This window comes from Hoeflea sp. (genome assembly GCF_984452065.1).
The window spans coordinates 16,472-33,981 of the sequence record NZ_CFHWAF010000040.1; the positions used below are offsets into that span (position 1 = coordinate 16,472).

General features: G+C 61.3%; 20 protein-coding genes and 1 riboswitch. Of the genes, 9 read left to right on the forward strand and 11 right to left on the reverse strand.

The window, feature by feature from the left end; all coding sequences use genetic code 11:
* The 3 genes from AC5E6N_RS09980 to AC5E6N_RS09990 all read right to left on the reverse strand — a co-directional run.
* The coding region (locus tag AC5E6N_RS09980; protein ID WP_491747683.1) for a GntR family transcriptional regulator at positions 1-491 on the reverse strand (491 nt) is incomplete at its 3' end.
* 2 nt (positions 492-493) lie between these two features.
* A complete protein-coding gene (locus AC5E6N_RS09985) occupies positions 494-1,516 on the reverse strand; it encodes a Gfo/Idh/MocA family protein (protein ID WP_491747684.1) in 1,023 nt (340 codons plus the stop codon).
* Positions 1,513-2,613 (reverse strand): isocitrate/isopropylmalate dehydrogenase family protein, encoded by a 1,101-nt coding sequence (locus tag AC5E6N_RS09990; RefSeq protein WP_491747699.1) that lies wholly within the window; start codon positions 2,611-2,613, stop codon positions 1,513-1,515. Before AC5E6N_RS09990 ends, AC5E6N_RS09985 begins: the two co-directional genes overlap by 4 nt.
* 128 nt (positions 2,614-2,741) lie before the next feature.
* Here AC5E6N_RS09990 and AC5E6N_RS09995 point away from each other — a divergent pair, with 128 nt between their 5' ends.
* The 7 genes from AC5E6N_RS09995 to AC5E6N_RS10025 all read left to right on the forward strand — a co-directional run bounded on the left by AC5E6N_RS09995 (position 2,742) and on the right by AC5E6N_RS10025 (position 8,930).
* Positions 2,742-3,752 (forward strand): Bug family tripartite tricarboxylate transporter substrate binding protein, encoded by a 1,011-nt coding sequence (locus tag AC5E6N_RS09995; RefSeq protein ID WP_491747685.1) that lies wholly within the window; start codon positions 2,742-2,744, stop codon positions 3,750-3,752.
* Between the two features lie 83 nt (positions 3,753-3,835).
* Positions 3,836-4,591, forward strand: a complete 756-nt coding sequence (locus AC5E6N_RS10000) for a hypothetical protein (protein WP_491747686.1) — start codon at positions 3,836-3,838, stop codon at positions 4,589-4,591.
* A 1-nt stretch (position 4,592) separates the two neighbouring features.
* Positions 4,593-6,113, forward strand: coding sequence for a tripartite tricarboxylate transporter permease (locus tag AC5E6N_RS10005; protein ID WP_491747687.1), 1,521 nt, complete (start codon positions 4,593-4,595; stop codon positions 6,111-6,113).
* Entirely contained in the window at positions 6,113-6,400 is a 288-nt protein-coding gene (locus AC5E6N_RS10010) for a putative quinol monooxygenase (RefSeq protein ID WP_491690942.1), read from the forward strand. Before AC5E6N_RS10005 ends, AC5E6N_RS10010 begins: the two co-directional genes overlap by 1 nt.
* Complete coding sequence (locus AC5E6N_RS10015) at positions 6,397-7,203, forward strand: N-acyl homoserine lactonase family protein (protein WP_491747688.1); 807 nt, start codon at positions 6,397-6,399, stop codon at positions 7,201-7,203. The genes AC5E6N_RS10010 and AC5E6N_RS10015 overlap by 4 nt, the downstream gene beginning before the upstream one ends.
* Before the next feature lie 18 nt (positions 7,204-7,221).
* Complete coding sequence (locus tag AC5E6N_RS10020; protein WP_491747700.1) at positions 7,222-7,488, forward strand: four-carbon acid sugar kinase family protein; 267 nt, start codon at positions 7,222-7,224, stop codon at positions 7,486-7,488.
* Positions 7,489-7,625: 137 nt separating this feature from the next.
* Positions 7,626-8,930 carry a glycosyltransferase gene (locus tag AC5E6N_RS10025; protein ID WP_491747689.1) on the forward strand — a complete coding sequence of 435 codons (1,305 nt, stop codon included), beginning with the start codon at positions 7,626-7,628 and terminating at the stop codon, positions 8,928-8,930.
* 79 nt (positions 8,931-9,009) lie between these two features.
* Here AC5E6N_RS10025 and AC5E6N_RS10030 read toward each other — a convergent pair whose 3' ends face one another.
* Positions 9,010-9,384 carry a VOC family protein gene (locus AC5E6N_RS10030; protein ID WP_491747690.1) on the reverse strand — a complete coding sequence of 125 codons (375 nt, stop codon included), beginning with the start codon at positions 9,382-9,384 and terminating at the stop codon, positions 9,010-9,012.
* Positions 9,385-9,538: 154 nt separating this feature from the next.
* Between AC5E6N_RS10030 and AC5E6N_RS10035 the strand changes: the two genes are divergently transcribed.
* Positions 9,539-10,519: a threonine ammonia-lyase gene (locus AC5E6N_RS10035; RefSeq protein ID WP_491747691.1), complete on the forward strand. Its 981-nt coding sequence runs from the start codon at positions 9,539-9,541 to the stop codon at positions 10,517-10,519.
* Here the strand turns inward: AC5E6N_RS10035 and AC5E6N_RS10040 are convergent.
* The 4 genes from AC5E6N_RS10040 to thiO are packed head-to-tail and all read right to left on the reverse strand — an operon-like array spanning position 10,516 to position 13,084.
* Entirely contained in the window at positions 10,516-11,133 is a 618-nt protein-coding gene (locus AC5E6N_RS10040) for a thiamine phosphate synthase (RefSeq protein WP_491747692.1), read from the reverse strand. The genes AC5E6N_RS10035 and AC5E6N_RS10040 overlap by 4 nt on opposite strands.
* On the reverse strand, positions 11,130-11,915 hold the full coding sequence (locus AC5E6N_RS10045; RefSeq protein ID WP_491690935.1) for a thiazole synthase: 786 nt from the start codon (positions 11,913-11,915) through the stop codon (positions 11,130-11,132). The genes AC5E6N_RS10040 and AC5E6N_RS10045 overlap by 4 nt, the downstream gene beginning before the upstream one ends.
* Position 11,916: 1 nt before the next feature.
* Entirely contained in the window at positions 11,917-12,114 is a 198-nt protein-coding gene (gene thiS / locus AC5E6N_RS10050; protein ID WP_491747701.1) for a sulfur carrier protein ThiS, read from the reverse strand.
* 10 nt (positions 12,115-12,124) lie between these two features.
* Positions 12,125-13,084: a glycine oxidase ThiO gene (gene thiO, locus AC5E6N_RS10055; protein WP_491747693.1), complete on the reverse strand. Its 960-nt coding sequence runs from the start codon at positions 13,082-13,084 to the stop codon at positions 12,125-12,127.
* A 139-nt stretch (positions 13,085-13,223) separates the two neighbouring features.
* Positions 13,224-13,340, reverse strand: a riboswitch (TPP riboswitch).
* Positions 13,341-13,695: 355 nt separating this feature from the next.
* Between thiO and AC5E6N_RS10060 the strand changes: the two genes are divergently transcribed.
* Positions 13,696-14,469: a ferredoxin--NADP reductase gene (locus AC5E6N_RS10060; RefSeq protein ID WP_491747694.1), complete on the forward strand. Its 774-nt coding sequence runs from the start codon at positions 13,696-13,698 to the stop codon at positions 14,467-14,469.
* 117 nt (positions 14,470-14,586) lie between these two features.
* Here AC5E6N_RS10060 and AC5E6N_RS10065 read toward each other — a convergent pair whose 3' ends face one another.
* The 3 genes from AC5E6N_RS10065 to AC5E6N_RS10075 form a co-directional block, all read right to left on the reverse strand.
* The gene (locus tag AC5E6N_RS10065; protein ID WP_491747695.1) at positions 14,587-15,408 is read right to left on the reverse strand and encodes an alpha-1,2-fucosyltransferase; all 822 of its coding nucleotides are present in this window, start codon (positions 15,406-15,408) and stop codon (positions 14,587-14,589) included.
* Between the two features lie 231 nt (positions 15,409-15,639).
* Positions 15,640-16,770: a hypothetical protein gene (locus AC5E6N_RS10070; protein ID WP_491747696.1), complete on the reverse strand. Its 1,131-nt coding sequence runs from the start codon at positions 16,768-16,770 to the stop codon at positions 15,640-15,642.
* A gap of 88 nt (positions 16,771-16,858) precedes the next feature.
* Positions 16,859-17,510: sensor histidine kinase (locus AC5E6N_RS10075; protein ID WP_491747697.1), on the reverse strand; the 652-nt coding region annotated here is incomplete at its 5' end.

Below are 17,510 nucleotides of genomic sequence, written 5' to 3' on the forward strand. Positions count from 1 at the left end.
AAGTTGGCGATGACCGATTTCAGACGCTCGCTGCCCGAAAGATCCAGCAGTCTGCTGTGGAAGTCCTCATCGGCTTTCGCCCAGGCCTCGCGGTTATCGGCTTCCAGGGCGGCTTCCATGCGCCGCGAGGCCTCGCGTAAGGGCTCGAGCATCTTCGGGTCATCGCAGAGTTCGGCGACACGCTCGGCCGCGAGACACTCCAGTTCGGTCAGGATCTGATAGATTTCCTCCATGTCGTCAGGCGAAATCGACAGGATCCGGACACCCCGGCGCGGCCGCACCTCGACAAGCCCCTGCGCCTCCAGCATCAGCGTTGCCTCGCGCACCGGCGTGCGCGACATGCCGAGCATTTCAGCAAGTTCGGTCTCGAGATAGCTGGAGCCGGCGGGCAGTTCGCTGGAGACGATCATACGCTTCAATTCAGACACGGCACGCTGTGTCTGCGATTGCGGTTTCGGCTCCTGAGCGCCTGTCTGGACGGTCCGCTGCATTGTTAAAGGCTGATCCGTGCTCCGGTTTCGTCCGATCGGTAAACCGCCTCCACCAACCGAACGTTCTTGAGGTAATCCTCGGCCAGGTTCTCGATCGGCGTGCCGTTTACAAGCCCTTCGATAACATGTTTTTGCAGCGCGTGGACGCAATCGCCGCCAAATCCTTGATAGTCTTGGGTTTCCAGCAGCACCTCCTCATCCCGGGCCCCGAATCGCCGGAAGCGGACGGTGCCGCTCCCATCGAGACTTAATACGCCGTCGGTGCCCTCGGCCGCCGCTTCGCCGAGCGTCACGCGATGATTTTCGGCATTGTGGTCCAGGAGCCGGTTGCCGTCGAACACGGCACGGGCGCCGTCGGCAAAGCCCATGATGAAGTGGCCGGCGTCCTCGCCGGCAATCACCGGATTGTGCCGGCGCAGATCGGCATAGATAGTATCCGGCTCGCCGAGCATGTATCGGAACACATCGATAAAGTGGACGCCGGTCTCGTGGATCAGCAGGCGCGGCATGGTCTGAAAGTATGGCTGACGGTCCAGATAGGCGCTTTTCCCCTGCCCGTCCCCGGTCCGCAAGCGGAATGTCAGCTGCATCAGAGCGCCGATCCGCCCGTTTTCGATTTCCCGGCGCATGATCCGATACCAGGGCTGGAAGCGGAAATTCTCATGAACGACAAGGATCGTACCCGCCTCCCGCGCCATCGCCACGGCCTGTTTCGCCTCTTCCAGATCGCGGCAAAACGGTTTTTGGCAGATGATGACCGGAACACCTTTGGCGATCGCCCGCCTTATGGTGTCCAGATGCGTTTCCGGCGGCGTGATGATGTCCAGCACATCCGGCGCGTGCTCATCAAGCGCCCGCTCGAGATTGTCATAGGCCGCAAGGCCGGTCGCTCTTGCCTTTTCGATATCCCGGTTCACAGACGCAACCGGCAGCGCATCGGCAATACGCTGCCAGGCATCGTAATGAAAACGGCTGAAATAGCCGGCGCCCTGACAGACGACCTTTACCGGGCTCTTGAAGGTCATGCGGCCATATCCTCCAGCATCGTCACCACGGCCGCTCCCGCCTCATCCGTCGAGGCGTCGCCACCAAGATCGCGCGTCAAGGCCAGCGATCGGGAAAGGGCTTCATCGACGGAACGCCGCAGCGCGCTGCCGGCCTCGACCGCCGCTGCGGTTTCGTTTTGATGGCCCAGCCATTCCAGCATCATAGCAGCGGACAGGATCATGGCGAACGGATTGGCCACACCCTTGCCGGCAATATCCGGTGCCGAGCCGTGACAGGGCTGGAAGACGGCATGGCGGTCGCCTATATCGGCCGATGGAGCAAGCCCGAGCCCGCCCATCAGGCCCGCTCCAAGATCGGAAAGAATGTCACCGAACATGTTCTCGGTGACAAGCACGTCAAGATCCCACGGTGCCTGAACCATGCGCAGCGCCATGGCGTCGACATAGGCGTGGTCGGCTTCGATATCGGCGCGCCGCCCAGCCTCCTCGTTAAAAATCGAGCGAAAAAACGCGAATGCGCGAAAGACATTCGCCTTGTCCACGCAAGTAACATGTCCCCGGCCCCGGCCATCGGCCCGCCTTTGCGCGGCAAGATTAAAGGCAAAGCGGAAGAGTTTCTCCGATGTCTTGCGGGTGATGACGAGCGTTTCGCGGGCCTCGTCCTCACTGATCTCGCCCTTTCCCAGCGACCAGAACAGACCCTCCGTGCTCTCGCGTATGAGAACAAAATCGACCCGCCTGCCCTTTGCCCCGGCGATCGGGGAGTTTTGCCCCTCGGCAAGCGTGACAGGCCGAACCCCGGCATAAAGATCAAGTTCCTTGCGCAGGTCGATCTGCGGTGAAACCTCCGTGCCGTCCTTGTAGCGCACGTCCGGCAGCCCCATGGCACCGAGCAGGATCGCATCGGCGCTGCGCGCTGCCTGCAACGATGCCGGCGGAAGCGCTTCGCCGGTTTTCGCATAGTGCGCCGCGCCCGCCGGCACCGCGTTGAAGCGAAGCGTGAGGCCGTGTCGCCCGGCAATCCGGTCCAGAAGCTCCAGGGTGGGCTTCATGATTTCCGGACCGATACCGTCGCCCTCAAACACGGCGATCTCAAACGAAGATTTCATGGACAGTTCCCGATGTTCTTTTTGTGAGCCGACAGCGGCGCGACCTTGTTGATAGCGGCAACAGCTGTTGTTGACAATGCATTTATTAGTGTATACGTAAAATTATGCATCGCAACACCGGCTTGGGAGGAAGCATGAAAAACCTTGTAACTTCAATTGGATTGGCGGCCGCGCTCACAGCCTCCGTTGTCGCAGCACCGGCTGCCGCACAGGAATATCCGTTCAGAGATATCACCACGGCCGTCGTCTGGGGCGCCGGCGGCGGCACCGACAGCATCAACAGAATGATCATGGCGGAGATGGAAAAACATCTGCCTGTCAGCATTGCCGTGATCAACCAGACGGGGGGCGTCGCCGGCTCCAACGGCATGACTTATGTCATGAACCAGCCCGACGACGGCTATACGCTTGTCGGTCTTTCGGAGTCGAACGTGACCGCCGCCGTACAGGGCGGTTGGGACAGACGTTTCAATTACTGGCACCCGTTCATTGTCGGCGGCTCGCCTGATCTCATCTCGGTTCCGGCCAGCAGCCCGTACAATACGCTCCAGGAACTGGTGGATGCCGCAAAAGCCGCGCCCGGAACCATTCCCGCAGCCGCATCCGGCTCCGGCTCTATCCATCACCTCAATCTGCTTGCCATCGAAAACGGCACCGGCGCGAAATTCAAATTCGTGCCCTACAAGGGATCGGCGCCGGGTCAGGAAGCCGCTGTTGCCGGCGAAGTGGATCTGGTGGTCACGTCGCTGGCCGAACAGGCTCCGCTCATTGCCGGCGGCCAGTTGAAGCCGCTTGCCATGCTGACGCCGGAAGACGCCGAGTTCAACGGCCAGAAGATCCAGTCGGCCTTTTCCATGTATGACGGGCTCGACAAATATCTGCCGCTCAAGCAGGCCATCGGATTTGCCGTGCATTCCTCGGCTCCCGACGACGTGAAAGCCAGGCTGACCGAGGCCTTCGACAAGGCGATCGCGTCCGATGTCGTCGCGGAATGGGCCGCCGCCAACAATTACGATATCGGCGGACAATCCGGTGCGGACGCAACGGCAATCTTCGACAAGCTGGAAAGCACATTTGCCTGGACCCTTTGGGACCTCGGCGCAGCGAAGGTCGATCCGTCAACGCTGGATATTCCGAAGCCCTGATATAAAGGTCACGGAACCATTCAAACGGTCGCTCCGGCGAGGAAGACTTCGCCGGAGCGGTTCGTAAATGCGGGGATCAGTCTTTGACCGACCGGACCGTCATGCGCAGGCGCGATTTCTGGACGTCGATCTTACTCATCGTCGTCAGTGCCTTCTTTCTTTATCAGACAAGTCTCATTCCGTTTTTCAAAGCTGACGCGGCCGGCGTTCAGGGCGCCTGGTTCAACTCAGCGGCGCTCGTCCCGTTCGGAATTTTCTCCGCGCTCTTCCTGCTTGCGCTCGTTCTGCTGGCCGTTGCCGTCAAGGACGGCGGCATGGCCGGCGCGCTGAGCGCCCGCGCCATGGGCTTTACCAAAGCCGAAGCCGAAAGGCTGTTCTGCGTCACGCTGATCCTTTGCGCCTACATCTTTGCCCTTGTCCCGCGCACCGATTTCATTGCCTGCTCGGCGCTTCTCATCACCGCTTTGATCTGGGGATTTCATTCCGGCAACCGCATCGCCATGCGGCTTTCGACGCTGGCAGCTGTTCTGCCGTCGGCCTATGCGCTGATCGTCCGTTTCCCGCGCGACCAGTGGACGAAGCCGCATGATGACGACATTGTCGTCATCGTTGCATTTCTTGTCCTCACGGGCCTGATGTTCGTCCTGTCACGACGCCTCGGCATAATGGACCGGGTCGTGCGCATAACGCCGGTCATCGCGGTCCTGACACCGCTGCTGCTCGTGATCGCCATGGCATTCGGTTTCCGCCAGAACGTGCCGAACCGGCAAGGGCTGATCTTCTCCAAGATCGAGTATCACTACTATGTGACCCTCAGGCCGTTCTGGAGCGGCGGCTGAGATGGAGTTCGTCACCACACAGATCGCCGGCTTCTGGATGGCGCTCGCCGCGCTCGCGACAGATCCGGTCACCTATGTCTATCTCATCGCGTCGGTCTTTCTCGGCATCTGCTTCGGGGCCCTGCCCGGCCTCACCGCAACGCTGGCGGTAACGATCCTCACCGGCTTCTTCAGCAACAAGTTCCCGGTCGAACAATCGCTGATCGCTCTTATCGGCGCCTATGTCGGCGCCATCTATGGCGGCTCCTACCCGTCCATATTGCTGAACATACCCGGCACCGCCGCATCGGCGGCGACCGCGATGGACGGGTATCCGCTGACCAGGAGCGGCCGCGGCGGCGAAGCGCTCGGCATCACCACAACGGCATCCTTTATCGGAACGCTGTTCGGCACGGTCTGCCTGCTGATTTTCGTCTGGGTGCTGCTTCTTATGTCGCAGAACATCGCCTCGCCGGAAAAGGCGCTGCTGGCGCTGTTCGGCATCCTGCTTTCGGGCACGCTGATGAGCCAGGACCTGGTCATCAAGGGATGGATCGCCGGCCTCATCGGTCTGGCAATGGCCATGGTCGGGCTCGACCCGATCCTTTCGGAAGACCGCTATACGTTCGGCTGGTCCTACCTGCTGTCTGGCTTCCAGATCGTGCCGGTCCTGATGGGCGCGTTCGCCATCCCGCAGATCATGGACGGGTTGCGGGCGACCACGATGACCGCACGGATGCCGCAGGTCGGCAGGATCGTGCCGAAATTCGGCGAAGTCCTGCGCCGCCTGCCGGGCATCTCCCGGTCCGGCGCGATCGGCACCGGCGTCGGCGCCCTGCCCGGTGTCGGCGAAGATGTCGCGGGATGGGTGTCCTATGGTGTCGGCAAGGCCTCGTCCAACGAGGGGTCGAAATTCGGACGTGGGTCGATCGACGGCCTGATCTCGGCGGAAGCTGCCAACAACGCCGCGGTCGGCGGCGCGCTCATTCCGCTTCTGGTGCTCGGCATACCGGGTTCGCCCCCCGCCGCCGCACTGCTTGGCGCGCTGAAGATCAATAATGTCATTCCGGGCCCGATGATCGACCCGGCGCTGATCCTGAGGGTTGTGGCAATTCTCGTCATGGCATCGCTGACCATGTTCATTATGGGTCTTTTCACCGCCCGCATCTTCATCATGATCCTGCGTATCCCGCAGACCGTCTTCCTCCCCGTGGTCATGGTGCTGACGACCATCGGTTCGTTCTCGGTGGGCGGCGGCGTCAACGATCTCTTCCTGATGATCTGCGTCGGTCTTTTTGCCTATGCGATGAACGTCATGAAATATCCGATTGCGCCGCTCGTCATCGGGGCCATCCTGGGTGGCCTGTTCGATGAAACCTTCCGGCGATCCCTGCTGATCTCGGACGGGGATCCGTCGGTCTTTTTCAGCCGGCCGGGCGCGGCCATATTGCTGACGCTGAACGTTCTACTCATAATGAGCCAGCTTCCGTTTGTCAGACGCCGTTTTGCGCGTCTCAAGCGCAACAAGGAGACCGCAGCCTGATGTTCGCCGTCGTTGTAACCTTCCGAATCAAACCGGAGCACTGGAACGGTTTTCTGGTGGCCATGATAACAAATGCGCGGGCGTCAAAGGAACTGGAACCGGGATGCCGGCAATTCGACGTGTGCACCGATGAGAACCGTCCTCACGAGGTTTTTCTTTATGAAATCTACGACGATGAAGCGGCTTTTGAGGTCCATCAGCAAACAGCTCACTTCAAGGAATTCGCGGCCATTTCCGCGGACATGATCGCCGATAAGAGCGTCATCACCTACGGGTCGGTCACATGAGCGACGACATCTGGCAGGTCTTCGCGCTCAAATATGCCGAGCGCAACACCCGCACACGCGCGGACAGCTTCATCTTCGACGACGATCATGCCAGCCCGCACGACATGGATTACTTCATCTGGGTTGCACGCAGCGGCGGGCGGACCATTCTCATCGATACCGGCTACGATGCGGAGGAAGCGAAACGGCGGGGCCGGCCTGTCCTGCGCCACCCGGTCGAGGCATTGAAGGCGATCGGTATCCGGCCCGGGGATATCGACACGGTCATCATCACCCATCTGCACTACGACCACGCCGGCGGTCTCGATGAATTTCCGAACGCCGTCTTTCACCTTCAGTCGGTGGAAATGGCCTTCGCGACCGGGCCGTGCATGTGTCACGACGCATTGCGCATGCCCTATACGGCGGACCATGTGTGCCGGATGGTCCGGCACGTCTATTCAGGCCGGGTCATCTTTCACGATGGCGAGGGCATGGTCGCGCCGGGCATCACCCTGCACCATGTCGGCGGCCACTCGCGCGGCCTGCAGTCCGTCCGGATCAAAACCGCTTCGGGCTATCTGTGTCTCGCCTCCGACGCGTCCCACTATTACGAGAATTTCATCAGCGGAAAACCGTTCCCCATCGTCGACAGCGTCGCCGATATGCACAATGGCTGGCAGGTCATTCAATCCCTCGCCAGCCACCGCGACCTCGTCATTCCTGGGCACGACCCGCTGGTGACGAAACATTTTCCGGCTCCGGACAATACGGGTTTCGTCTGGCGTCTGGATGTCGGCCCACACACATCCATCGAGATTTGACCGACGCTTCTTGGCTGTATCGGCGACGATTTCACCGGCTCCAGCGATATTGCGAACACGCTTGCCCGGCACGGCATGCGGGCCACGCAATATACCGGCGTTCCGGCCGTGCATAACCCGTATCACGGGCCTGTCGTTTCCGCCCGCACGCTTGAAAAGGCGGTTTATGCCATGGAGGGGCTGGAGGAAACCGCCCGGCTCGCCATCACGCTGACGGGGCGCCGGGCGGCCACGCTGGATACTGCGCAGATCGCCGGCCTCATCAAGACCTTCAACATCGACTGAGCGCGTCAAGACATTGTCGAAATGGAGCGTCACCCGAAACCGGTGCTCGCATCGCCATTGATCCAGTTGCACTGAATTGGCTTGAACCCGCCGGCCCTGATACATACGTGCCTTGCACGCATGACGGGGGCGCGGACATGAAAGTTCTCATTCTGACGATCGGTTCGCGCGGCGACGTGCAGCCCTATGTGGCACTCGGCAAAGGGCTGAAGGCGGCCGGGCATGATGTGACGCTGGCAACCTGCGAACGCTTCCGCGGCTTCGTCGAGGAGCACGGGCTTGCCTACGGCTATATCAGCGACAACATGATGAAAATCATCGATTCCGATCAGGGCAAGGCGCTGATGGAGGATACGACGAATATCTTCCGCACCGTCGCCGCGATGATCCGGATGGCGCGCCAGACGGGCCCGTTGAAACGCGAGGCGATAGAAGACAGCGGCGCGGTCGCGGAAGAGACCCGACCGGATCTCGTCTGTTTCCATCCGAAGGCGCTGCTCGGTCCGTCCATCGGTGAAAAACTGAACATCCCGGCAGTGCTTGCAACGCCCATCCCGATGATTGTCCCGACCGCCGAATTCCCTTGCGTCGGATTTCCGGATTTCGGGCTTGGCGGCTGGTCCAACCGGCTTGGCTACAAAATCGTCAATGCGCTCATCAAGGTTTCCGCCAACAAGGATGTGCGTGCGTGGCGCGAGCGCAACGGGGCACCCGTCCGGCGCAACAATGTCGACTATCTGGAAGACCGGAACGGCAAACCGGTCCCGGCACTGCATGCGGTCAGCGAACACGTGCTGCCGCGCCCCTCGGACTGGCCGGACACGGCCGTCATATCAGGCTACTGGTTCCTTGGCGCCCGCGATGGCTGGACGCCGCCGGCCGGTCTCGTCTCCTTTCTCGCCGAAGGGCCACCGCCCATCTATATCGGCTTCGGTTCGATCTCCGGGCGCAATCCCGCGCGGCTCGGCGCCATGGTCATCGAGGCGCTGAGAAGGTCGGGCCATCGCGGCATTCTGGCGCGCGGCTGGGGCGGTCTTGATGCGCAAGAGCTGCCGGAATCGGTGTTCATGATCGACGATGTGCCGCATGACTGGCTTTTCCCCCAGGTTGTCGGTGTCGTTCATCACGGCGGCGCCGGCAGCACGGCGGCGGGGCTCAGAGCCGGCAGGCCGACAATGATCTGCCCGTTTTTCGGCGACCAGCCCTTCTGGGGACGGACGGTGCACGGCCTTGGCGCCGGGCCGAGGCCGATCATGCAAAAGACGCTGACCGCCGACAGTCTCGCCAATGCGCTCGACCAGTTGGTCTTCAACGAGAGGATACGTGACCGTGCCGAGGAAATCGGCAAGGCGCTGCGCGCAGAAGATGGCGTTGCAAACGCGGTTTCCTTCCTGGAAACGATCGCGGCGGATTTCGCAGCGCGGCCGCATGGCGGGCGGTAACCTCCAAGATCGTCTGGATTTCCGCGCGCCGGCCTGCCAGCGCGGACGACCAGTCGCTTTTTCTGATGCCGGGAACACGTCAGGGCAGCTTGAAGTCCGGATTGTAAATCAGGCCGACCGCGTTGCCCCATGGATCCGCGACCGCCGCGACCACGATCTCGCCTCCGACAGTGGTGGGCTCTTCAATGAGCTCTGCCCCGAGGGCGCGGAAATGGGCGACCGCTTCCGCCGCATCTTCGACGCCCCAATAGGTCATCACATTGGCCGATTTGTCGGACGCCGCCGTGTCGTCCGCCAAAAGCCCGAGTTCGTAACCGGCAATATTGAAGCCGACATAAAACGGTTCATCGAAATAAGGCACCGTTGCGAAGGCTTCGCTGTACCAGCGTTTTGCTTCCTGAAGGTCCGGAACCTTGTAGATTGTCGTGCGAAGGCCGAGAATTTTTGCAGGCACTGGTCATCTCCTTATCCGGCTGGAATCGAGCCGCCCTCAGTCTAACCGGAACTGCCCGCATTGTCCCCGGGCTTCACCCATCCGAAATCCGTTGCACAAAAGTCCGTAAGATGCTCTCTAGGCAGGCAAATTCGCTTTCCGCCAAAGTCCGACTATGAACTCTCCTGACATATCACTCAGTTCGATCCGCAAAGCGCGTGCCGCGCTGGAAGGCCGTATCATACGCACACCATTGATACCCATCCGGCAACAGCCGCTTGCCGGCCTGATCGGAGATAAGACGTCGGCGTGGATCAAGCTTGAGCTGTTTCAGCATGCCGGATCGTTCAAGGCGCGCGGAAACCTGCTCGGCATTGAGCGGCTCAGCCCGGATCAGCGTGCGGCCGGGGTCATCGCGGCAAGCGGCGGCAACCATGCGCTCGCCGTCGCCTGGGCAGCGGCTCAAAACAATGTAAGCGCGCGGCTGATCATGCCCGAGGCCACGGATCCGCTGCGTGTCGACGGGTGCAGATCGATGGGGGCCGAGGTTGTGCTTGTCGGCGATATCGCCACCGCTTTCGAGGTCATGAACCGGGACGCCGAAGCCGAGGGCCTGACGGTCATGCATCCGTTCGAAGGCCAGCACATGACACTCGGCGCGGCGACGCTCGGCGCGGAAATCGTGGAAGTTCTTCCCGATATCGATTGCATGGTCGTCGCGGTCGGCGGTGGCGGGCTTATCGGCGGCGTCGCGGCCGCCATCGGGCAGCAAAAGCCGGATTGCGAAATTATCGGTGTCGAACCCCATGGCGCCGACAGCCTCTCGCAGAGCTTCGAGCGCGGCGAACCGGTGCGTATCGGTGCCATCGATACAATTGCGGACAGCCTCGGAGCGCCCACCGCGCTCCCCTACTCCTTTGACATCGCACGCCGTTTTGTCAGCCGCATGGTGCGGATCGATGACGGCGCGATGCTGGAGGCCATGGCATTGATGCGCGACGGCCTGAAGATCATCGCGGAACCGGCCTGTGCGGCGGCGCTGGCGGCGGCGACGGGACCATTGCGCGAATCGCTGTGCGGACGGACCGTGTGCATCCTCGCCTGCGGCTCGAACATCGGACCGCAGCGGTTCTCGGCTCTGCTTGGCAGGCGTTAGGGCGCATCTTCGCGCCATTGCCGCGTCGTCCTGATCCATTGCCGCGTGCGTGCCTCGGGATCGTCATTCAGCGTGATGTCCGTGACGACGGCGGCGATATCCGCACCGGCTTCAAAAACGCCCGGCAGACGCGACGGATCGAGCCCGCCGATCGCCACCAGCGGCATCTCTCCTATGCGCTGTTTCCATTTTCGCACCCGGTCGCAACCCTGCGGGCGCCATGGCATCTTCTTCAGCCGGGTCTCATAAACCGGCCCCAGCGCCACGTAATCCGGTTCGGCGGCGAGCGCCGTGTGCAGTTCGCTGCTGTCATGCGTGCTGATTCCGAAGCGAATACCGGCGGCCCGGATGGCGGATAGATCCGCATCGGCGAGGTCGCCCTGACCGAGATGAATGAAATCGCAGTCTTCCTCGATGGCAAGCCGCCAGTAGTCGTTGAGGATCAACTGACAGCCATGTTCGGTGCAGATGCTCTTGGCCGCCGCGATATCGCGGCGCATGCCCGCCTCGGGCTTGCCCTTCATGCGAAGCTGCACCAGCCGGACGCCCAACGGCACCAGCCGCGCGATCCACGCGGCGCTGTCGACGATGAGGTAGAACGGATCGAGCCTCATGAGAATGCCGCCATGCCGATGACCGGTGTCGACGGCACGGCGGTGTCCCGGGGCTCCAGGACGCCGGCGTGCCATGCCGTGCGGCCCGCTTTCACGGCGCCCGAAAAGGCCCGGGCCATGTAAACAGGGTCATCGGCGCGCGCGACGGCCGTGTTCAAAAGCACCGCGTCGTAACCGAGTTCCATGACACAGGCAGCATGTGACGGACGGCCGATCCCGGCATCGACAATCAGCGGCACATCCGGGAAATGGCCGCGCAGGGAGCGCAGGGCATCCGGGTCGGTCGGTCCCTTTGCTGATCCGATGGGCGCGCACCAGGGCATGAGCACCTCACATCCGGCGTCGAGCAGACGGTCGGCAACGACCAGATCGTCGGTGGTATAGGGAAATACGTGGAATCCGTCGGCGCACAGGATGCGCGCGGCCTCCACCAGCGCGAAGACATCCGGCTGCAAGGTGTCGTGATTGCCGATCACTTCCAGTTTTATCCAGGACGTGTCGAATATCTCGCGCGCCATGTGGGCGGTGGTCACCGCCTCTTTGACACTGTGGCACCCCGCCGTATTGGGCAGCACCGGAACGTCCAGAGCCTTGATCATCGACCAGAAGCGGTCGCCGGAGGATCTGCCGGGCGCGTCGGAGACGTTTTCACGCCTGAGCGATACGGTCACCGCCGCAGCGCCCGAGGCCCGGACAGCCTGCGCCAGAATATCCGGCGAGGGATACCGCGCCGTCCCGAGGATAAGCCTTGAAGGAAGTTTTGTACCGTAGACCGCGAACATCTCAGCCTCCCTGCATGGGCGACAGGATTTCTATCCGGTCGCCCTCTTTCAATGCGCATACCGCGCGCTCTTCACGCCGCACCAGTTCGCCATTGACCGCGGTCGCCAGCCAGTCGCCCTCATAGGAAAACTCGCTCAGCAGCAGATCGAGACGCCGCGCCCTGGCCGCGACAGGCGATCCGTTGATCATCAAGCCGATCGTCTCCATGTCAGGCCGCCTTTCCGGTCAGTGCCATATCCGCGGCACGTGTCGCCATCGCCGGTGCGAGGAGAAAGCCGTGACGGTAGAACCCGTTGATGCTGACGGTCTTGCCCTCGCGGGATACGCGCGGGAAGTTGTCGGGAAATGCGGGACGGACCCCCACGCCGATTTCTTCGATAACCGCCTCGCCGAACGCCGGATGCAGCGCGTAGGCCGCGCCAAGCAGTTCCATGACGGATCGCGCGGTTGCGGGGCCGCTTGACGCGCTTTCGACCATTGTCGCCCCGACCATGAAGACGCCATTCCCGCGCGGAACGATATAGACGGGAATACGCGGATGCAGGAGCCGAACCGGTCGTGACAGCGCGAGGCCCTCGACCCGCAGCATCAGCATTTCGCCGCGGACGCCGCGAAGGTCCCTTTGCTTGCCGGATAGACCCGTACAGTCGACAATCCGGTCATAATCGCGCTCGGCCTGCCCGGCCCCGCCGAGATGAAACGAGCAGCCTGCCTCGGACAGCCGCCGCTGCAGCTCCTGCATTGCCGACCGTGGATCGAGATGCGCTTCGGATCCGAAAAACAGGCCGTGGGTGAAGCGGCCGGCCAGATCCGGCTCCAGCCGGGCGATGGATGCCTCGTCGACGCGCTGATGGCCGCCGGCACGGCGGGCAAAATGTTCGAGCTCGGCCCTGTCACGGGCCTGCGCGACAACCAACGTACCGTTTTCAAAAACCTGTTCGGGAAGCGTTTCCCGCCACCATTGCAGAGCCGGACTTCCGAATTCGACCACCCTTTGCCCGGCGGTCTCCGCTTCGCACCAGGGCGCCAGCATGCCTCCGGCGAACCAGGAGGCCGCTCCGCCCACCCGCGTGAGCTTGTCGACAACCGCGACCGAGGCGCCGCGCCGGCACAATTCCCAGGCTGCGGTCAGGCCCGCCACGCCCGCGCCCTTGACCAGCACCCTCATGGCCGCCACCTCGCGAGCGGGAAACGGTGCCGTGTCCGGTTTCGGGAAAATAACATCGGTGCCTCCATCGACCTGTTCGGACGATCCAGAGACGCAGGTTGCGGATTTTCTGAACGCGCTTCCCAAAGGAGGGGCAGGACCCGAAGCGCTGTTACCGTCCCTACGCCAGCGTGAACTGGATCAGGTTCAAAGGGTCACTGCGCCGCGAATGCCAGCAGTCTCTCAGCCCCTTGCCGGGACTCCCCTGGTGAATGGTTCGAGAAGACCAATGCCGGACCGCTTTGTCAAGCAGGCTCTTTTCAGTTGCCGGAGAAACCTCGTCCGCATGCGGCATCACAAACGCCGACCAATGAGATCCCAAGAGGTGGCATTTCGACGCATTTGGGCTCAAGCATGGAATTTCATTCCGCAAATCGCTGTCGGCTTAGTATGATCAATGCTCGACTTTGTTGGCGCATCATTCCATTTTCGCCAATGCCACCGAAGCCATCGGGCAAGGCAGCAGAGGACACACTCCTCGACAAATGAAATTTTGAGGCCGCGACGTCGGCACATTGACGTGGCCCGGTCCGGTACGTTGTCGTGCCGGATCAAACGAGTCTGGAGACGAGATGAAGAATTTCAATGAAGAAACCGTTCTTTCGGTTCATCACTGGAACGACACGCTTTTCAGTTTCAAGACGACCCGTGACGCGGGTTTTCGTTTCCGCAATGGCGAGTTCACCATGCTGGGGCTCGAGGTCGACGGCCGCCCCCTGTTGCGCGCCTACTCGATGGCCAGCGCAAACCATGAAGAGAACCTCGAATTCTTCAGCATCAAGGTCCCGGACGGCCCGCTGACATCCAGACTGCAGCATCTGAAGGAAGGACAGTCGATCCTCGTCGGCACAAAGCCCACCGGAACCCTCGTTACCGATCATTTGCTGCCCGGCAAAAACCTCTACCTTCTTGGAACCGGAACGGGACTTGCGCCCTTCCTCAGTCTCATCAAGGACCCGGCGATCTACGAATCCTTCGAGAAGATCGTCCTTGTCCACGGCGTGCGTTTCATCAAGGATCTCGCCTATCAGAATTACATTGTCGAGGAACTGCCGAACAACGAGTATCTCGGCGAGATGGTGCGCGAGCAGTTGATCTACTATCCGACGGTGACGCGCGAGCCGTTCGTCCATAATGGCCGCATCACCGAACTCATGGAAAGCGGCAAGCTTTTCGACGATATCGGCCTGCCGCAGATCGACAAGCACACCGACCGGGTCATCCTGTGCGGCGGTCCTCAAATGCTCGAGGACACACGGAACTTCTTCGAACAGCGCGGATTTACCGAGGGAACACGCGCCAATGCCGGAAGCTTCCTGATCGAGAAGGCTTTCGTCGAAAAATAAGCCGCACCATCGGCAAAGCAGGCAAACACGACGGGCGGTCACATCACATATACGAGGCCGCGGAAAGAACTCGTAGTCGTGCATTGCGGATTGGGTAAACAGGGCCGCCGCTGCGCCTCAGGCCTCGAGGCGTACCCAGTCGTCAGGAACGACATCCGCGTCAATGGCGGCCGGGTCGGCAAACCAGCGGGCCGGAGCAATCACCAGTTTTTCCGGCGACGGGTTGAGCCAGGCTCCCCACCAGGAAAAGGAACTGTTGGCAACGATGTGGTGGCGGCAGGCCGACATCAGCCGCAGGTCCTCGTAGTTTCTGCTGCCGTTTTGGCTGACGATCCGCATTTTATATGGGAGGCGCAGGTTGGCGGCGGCCCAGTCCGGCTCGTCGGAAAACACGTAAAAAACCGGTTCCTGTCCCATTTTGCGGGCGATCAGGCCCGCCGCCTTTTCATAATAGTCAAGCGAGCACGTGCCGTGGACCGCATGGGCCTTCGGATCGCTGACATAATCTCCGCGCCGGATGTGAAGCGATGCGGAAGGCGTGATCATGATCTCGTCAAATACACGTGCATTCGCCTCGTCCGGCGGCGTTTTCACCGAAAGCTCGCGCCGTATGTCCTCCTTGAAATCGGCAAAGAAGCGCTCGGACTGCCAGTACCCATGGAGCCAGACATTGGAGGGCAGTCCGATAATCTTCGGATCGAAGGCGCTGCCATGCTGGCGCACGATCCTGGGAGGCAGTCGCAGTCCGCGCCAAAGCAGGTAGCGCAGATGCTGCTTCTTCGTCGGCGGCAGATCGCGCTCGGGAACTTTTGCATCCGCGATATTGAGATGATGGAGCCCGGGGCGCTGTCCGGGACCGGCAACAAAATCGCGGGTATCGAGAACAACGTCACTGCCGGTGCGCAGCGCAAGGGCGCGCGCGCAGGCATACTGGAACATCTGGTTACCCAGCCCGCCATAGATACGGACATAAACTCTGTCGGCTTTCCTCACAGCGGCAAGCGAAGGGGTTCGACGTGGAGCATCGTGCCCGTCATGCCTTTTGCTGTGTCTGGCCAGAATCTTCTTCCCAACGGCAATTTCCATCTGCGCGGATAACGATACCCAGGGTTCAATAACCCATGGGGACGATCCGGCAAATAGCGATTGCGATATGGCAATCCGCGAACCCTATCCGTTCGACGCCGCCGGCCCGCCTACCCTCAGGTTTGCGGCAGATACCTCCAGCAGCTTGCCGGCGAAGGATGCCGCAGCGGCCGCGCCTTTTTCATACCGTGCCTTGTTTTCCGCCACCGTCAGCAGTTGTTCGGCAAATTCCTCATCGGTCGTCGCCTGCTCGCAATTGCCTTGCGAGAGGATGTTCTTCATCGCCATGCCCCTGCTGCAGACAATCGGCTTTTGCGCAAAGACACCATCCATGATGATACCGGACCCGCTATATCGATATCGCGTCACATCGTAGGGCAGCAGCAGGATATCGGCGTCCAGAACCAGCCGCCGGAAGCGCTGTTCCGGCATGCCGCTGCTCAGAAAATCGATTGTGATGTCCGGATTGGTCAGCCGGTGCAAACGGGTCTTCAGTTCCAAAAGGAGCCGGCGCAGCCGCTTGGTGCCGACCGCCTGATAGATGAACCGTATCCTTGTGCGCCGACCGCTGTGGCCGGTCAGGCGTCCCAAATGCCTCATGATTGAAGGAATGCGATAGCTTCCCTTCTCGGATCTTTGCCGTCCGAGAACGCCTATGGTGATCACATCATCCGGGCCGGCCTTTCCGGCCTTGATACCGGGATCGTCGGGCAGGATCGTGCACGGCAGGTTGAGCTGTCCTGCGATCGGCAGCCGGAACCGGCTTTCGACATGGGCCTGCAGCTCTTCCGTTTCGGTAAAGAGTTGCAATCGTCCGGATGCGCAGACGGTTCGCAACCGGTCAAGAAAGGCATCGGAAAAATCATAAAGGACATCGGCGCCCAGCAGGCGCAACTTCGCCTGCGGCGCGTCGTCGTCGGCATGCTGCTCAAAATAGAGCGTCAGCGCCTCGATCTCGTCCTGTCCCGCCGACGGCGCCAGTATGAGATCGGATGATGCCAGCCCGGCCGACCGGACCGCCTCCTTCAGTTCGGCCCCGAACCGTGCGCCCTTTGGAAGAACCGGCATGATGTCGAAATGTTCAATCCGTCCGGCGAGACCGAAACCCTTGCGTGTCGCCACCAGGATCCGACTGTCCGGCAACAGCCATTGCACTGCCTTGATCTGCGTATGCTCATGCCCGTCCAGCGATTCCATCTGAGGCTGCACCAGCAAGACTTTTCCTGGATCCCGGATGCCTGTCATAACGCCTTTAAAAATCTGTTTTTATCCAAGCCCATAGGCTCCCCTCACGCTGAGCATGTCAGCCCTTGGGCAGGGCGACCGTCGCCGTCAGGCCGCCGCCCTCGCGGTTCCGCAGCAGCAGCCTGCCGCCATGGGCATGAATATTTGAGCGGGCTATGGCAAGGCCAAGGCCGATGCCACCCGTTTCCTCGCTGCGCGAATCCTCAAGCCGCAGGAACGGTTCGAAGACCTCGTCCAGCCGTTCTTCCGGAATGCCCGGACCACGATCCGAAATCGCGATCCGGACCATATGCTCATCGTCGGAAAGTTCGATATCTGCTTCCTTGCCATAGCGTACAGCATTGTCGATCAGGTTGCGCAGGGCCCGTTTGACAGCAAGCGGACGACAGGTCACGACGATCCGTTCGCTTCCCTCCGGCGGCCTTTCTTCCAGGCGCACCGGCTGGCCCATATCCTGATAATCCGTCACAATGGCGTCGAGGAATTCACTCAAGTCAACCCGGCTCTGCTGCTCGCCGCTGGCTTCATCCCGGGCAAACGCCAGCGTGGCCTCCACCATGCGCTGCATCTCGTCGAGCGTCTTGATGATCCGGTTGCGGTTTTCTTCATCCTCGACGAATTCCGCCCGGATGCGCAGCGAGGTAATCGGCGTGCGCAGATCATGACTGATGGCCGCCAGCATTTTCGTCCGGTCCTGAACGTAACGGGTC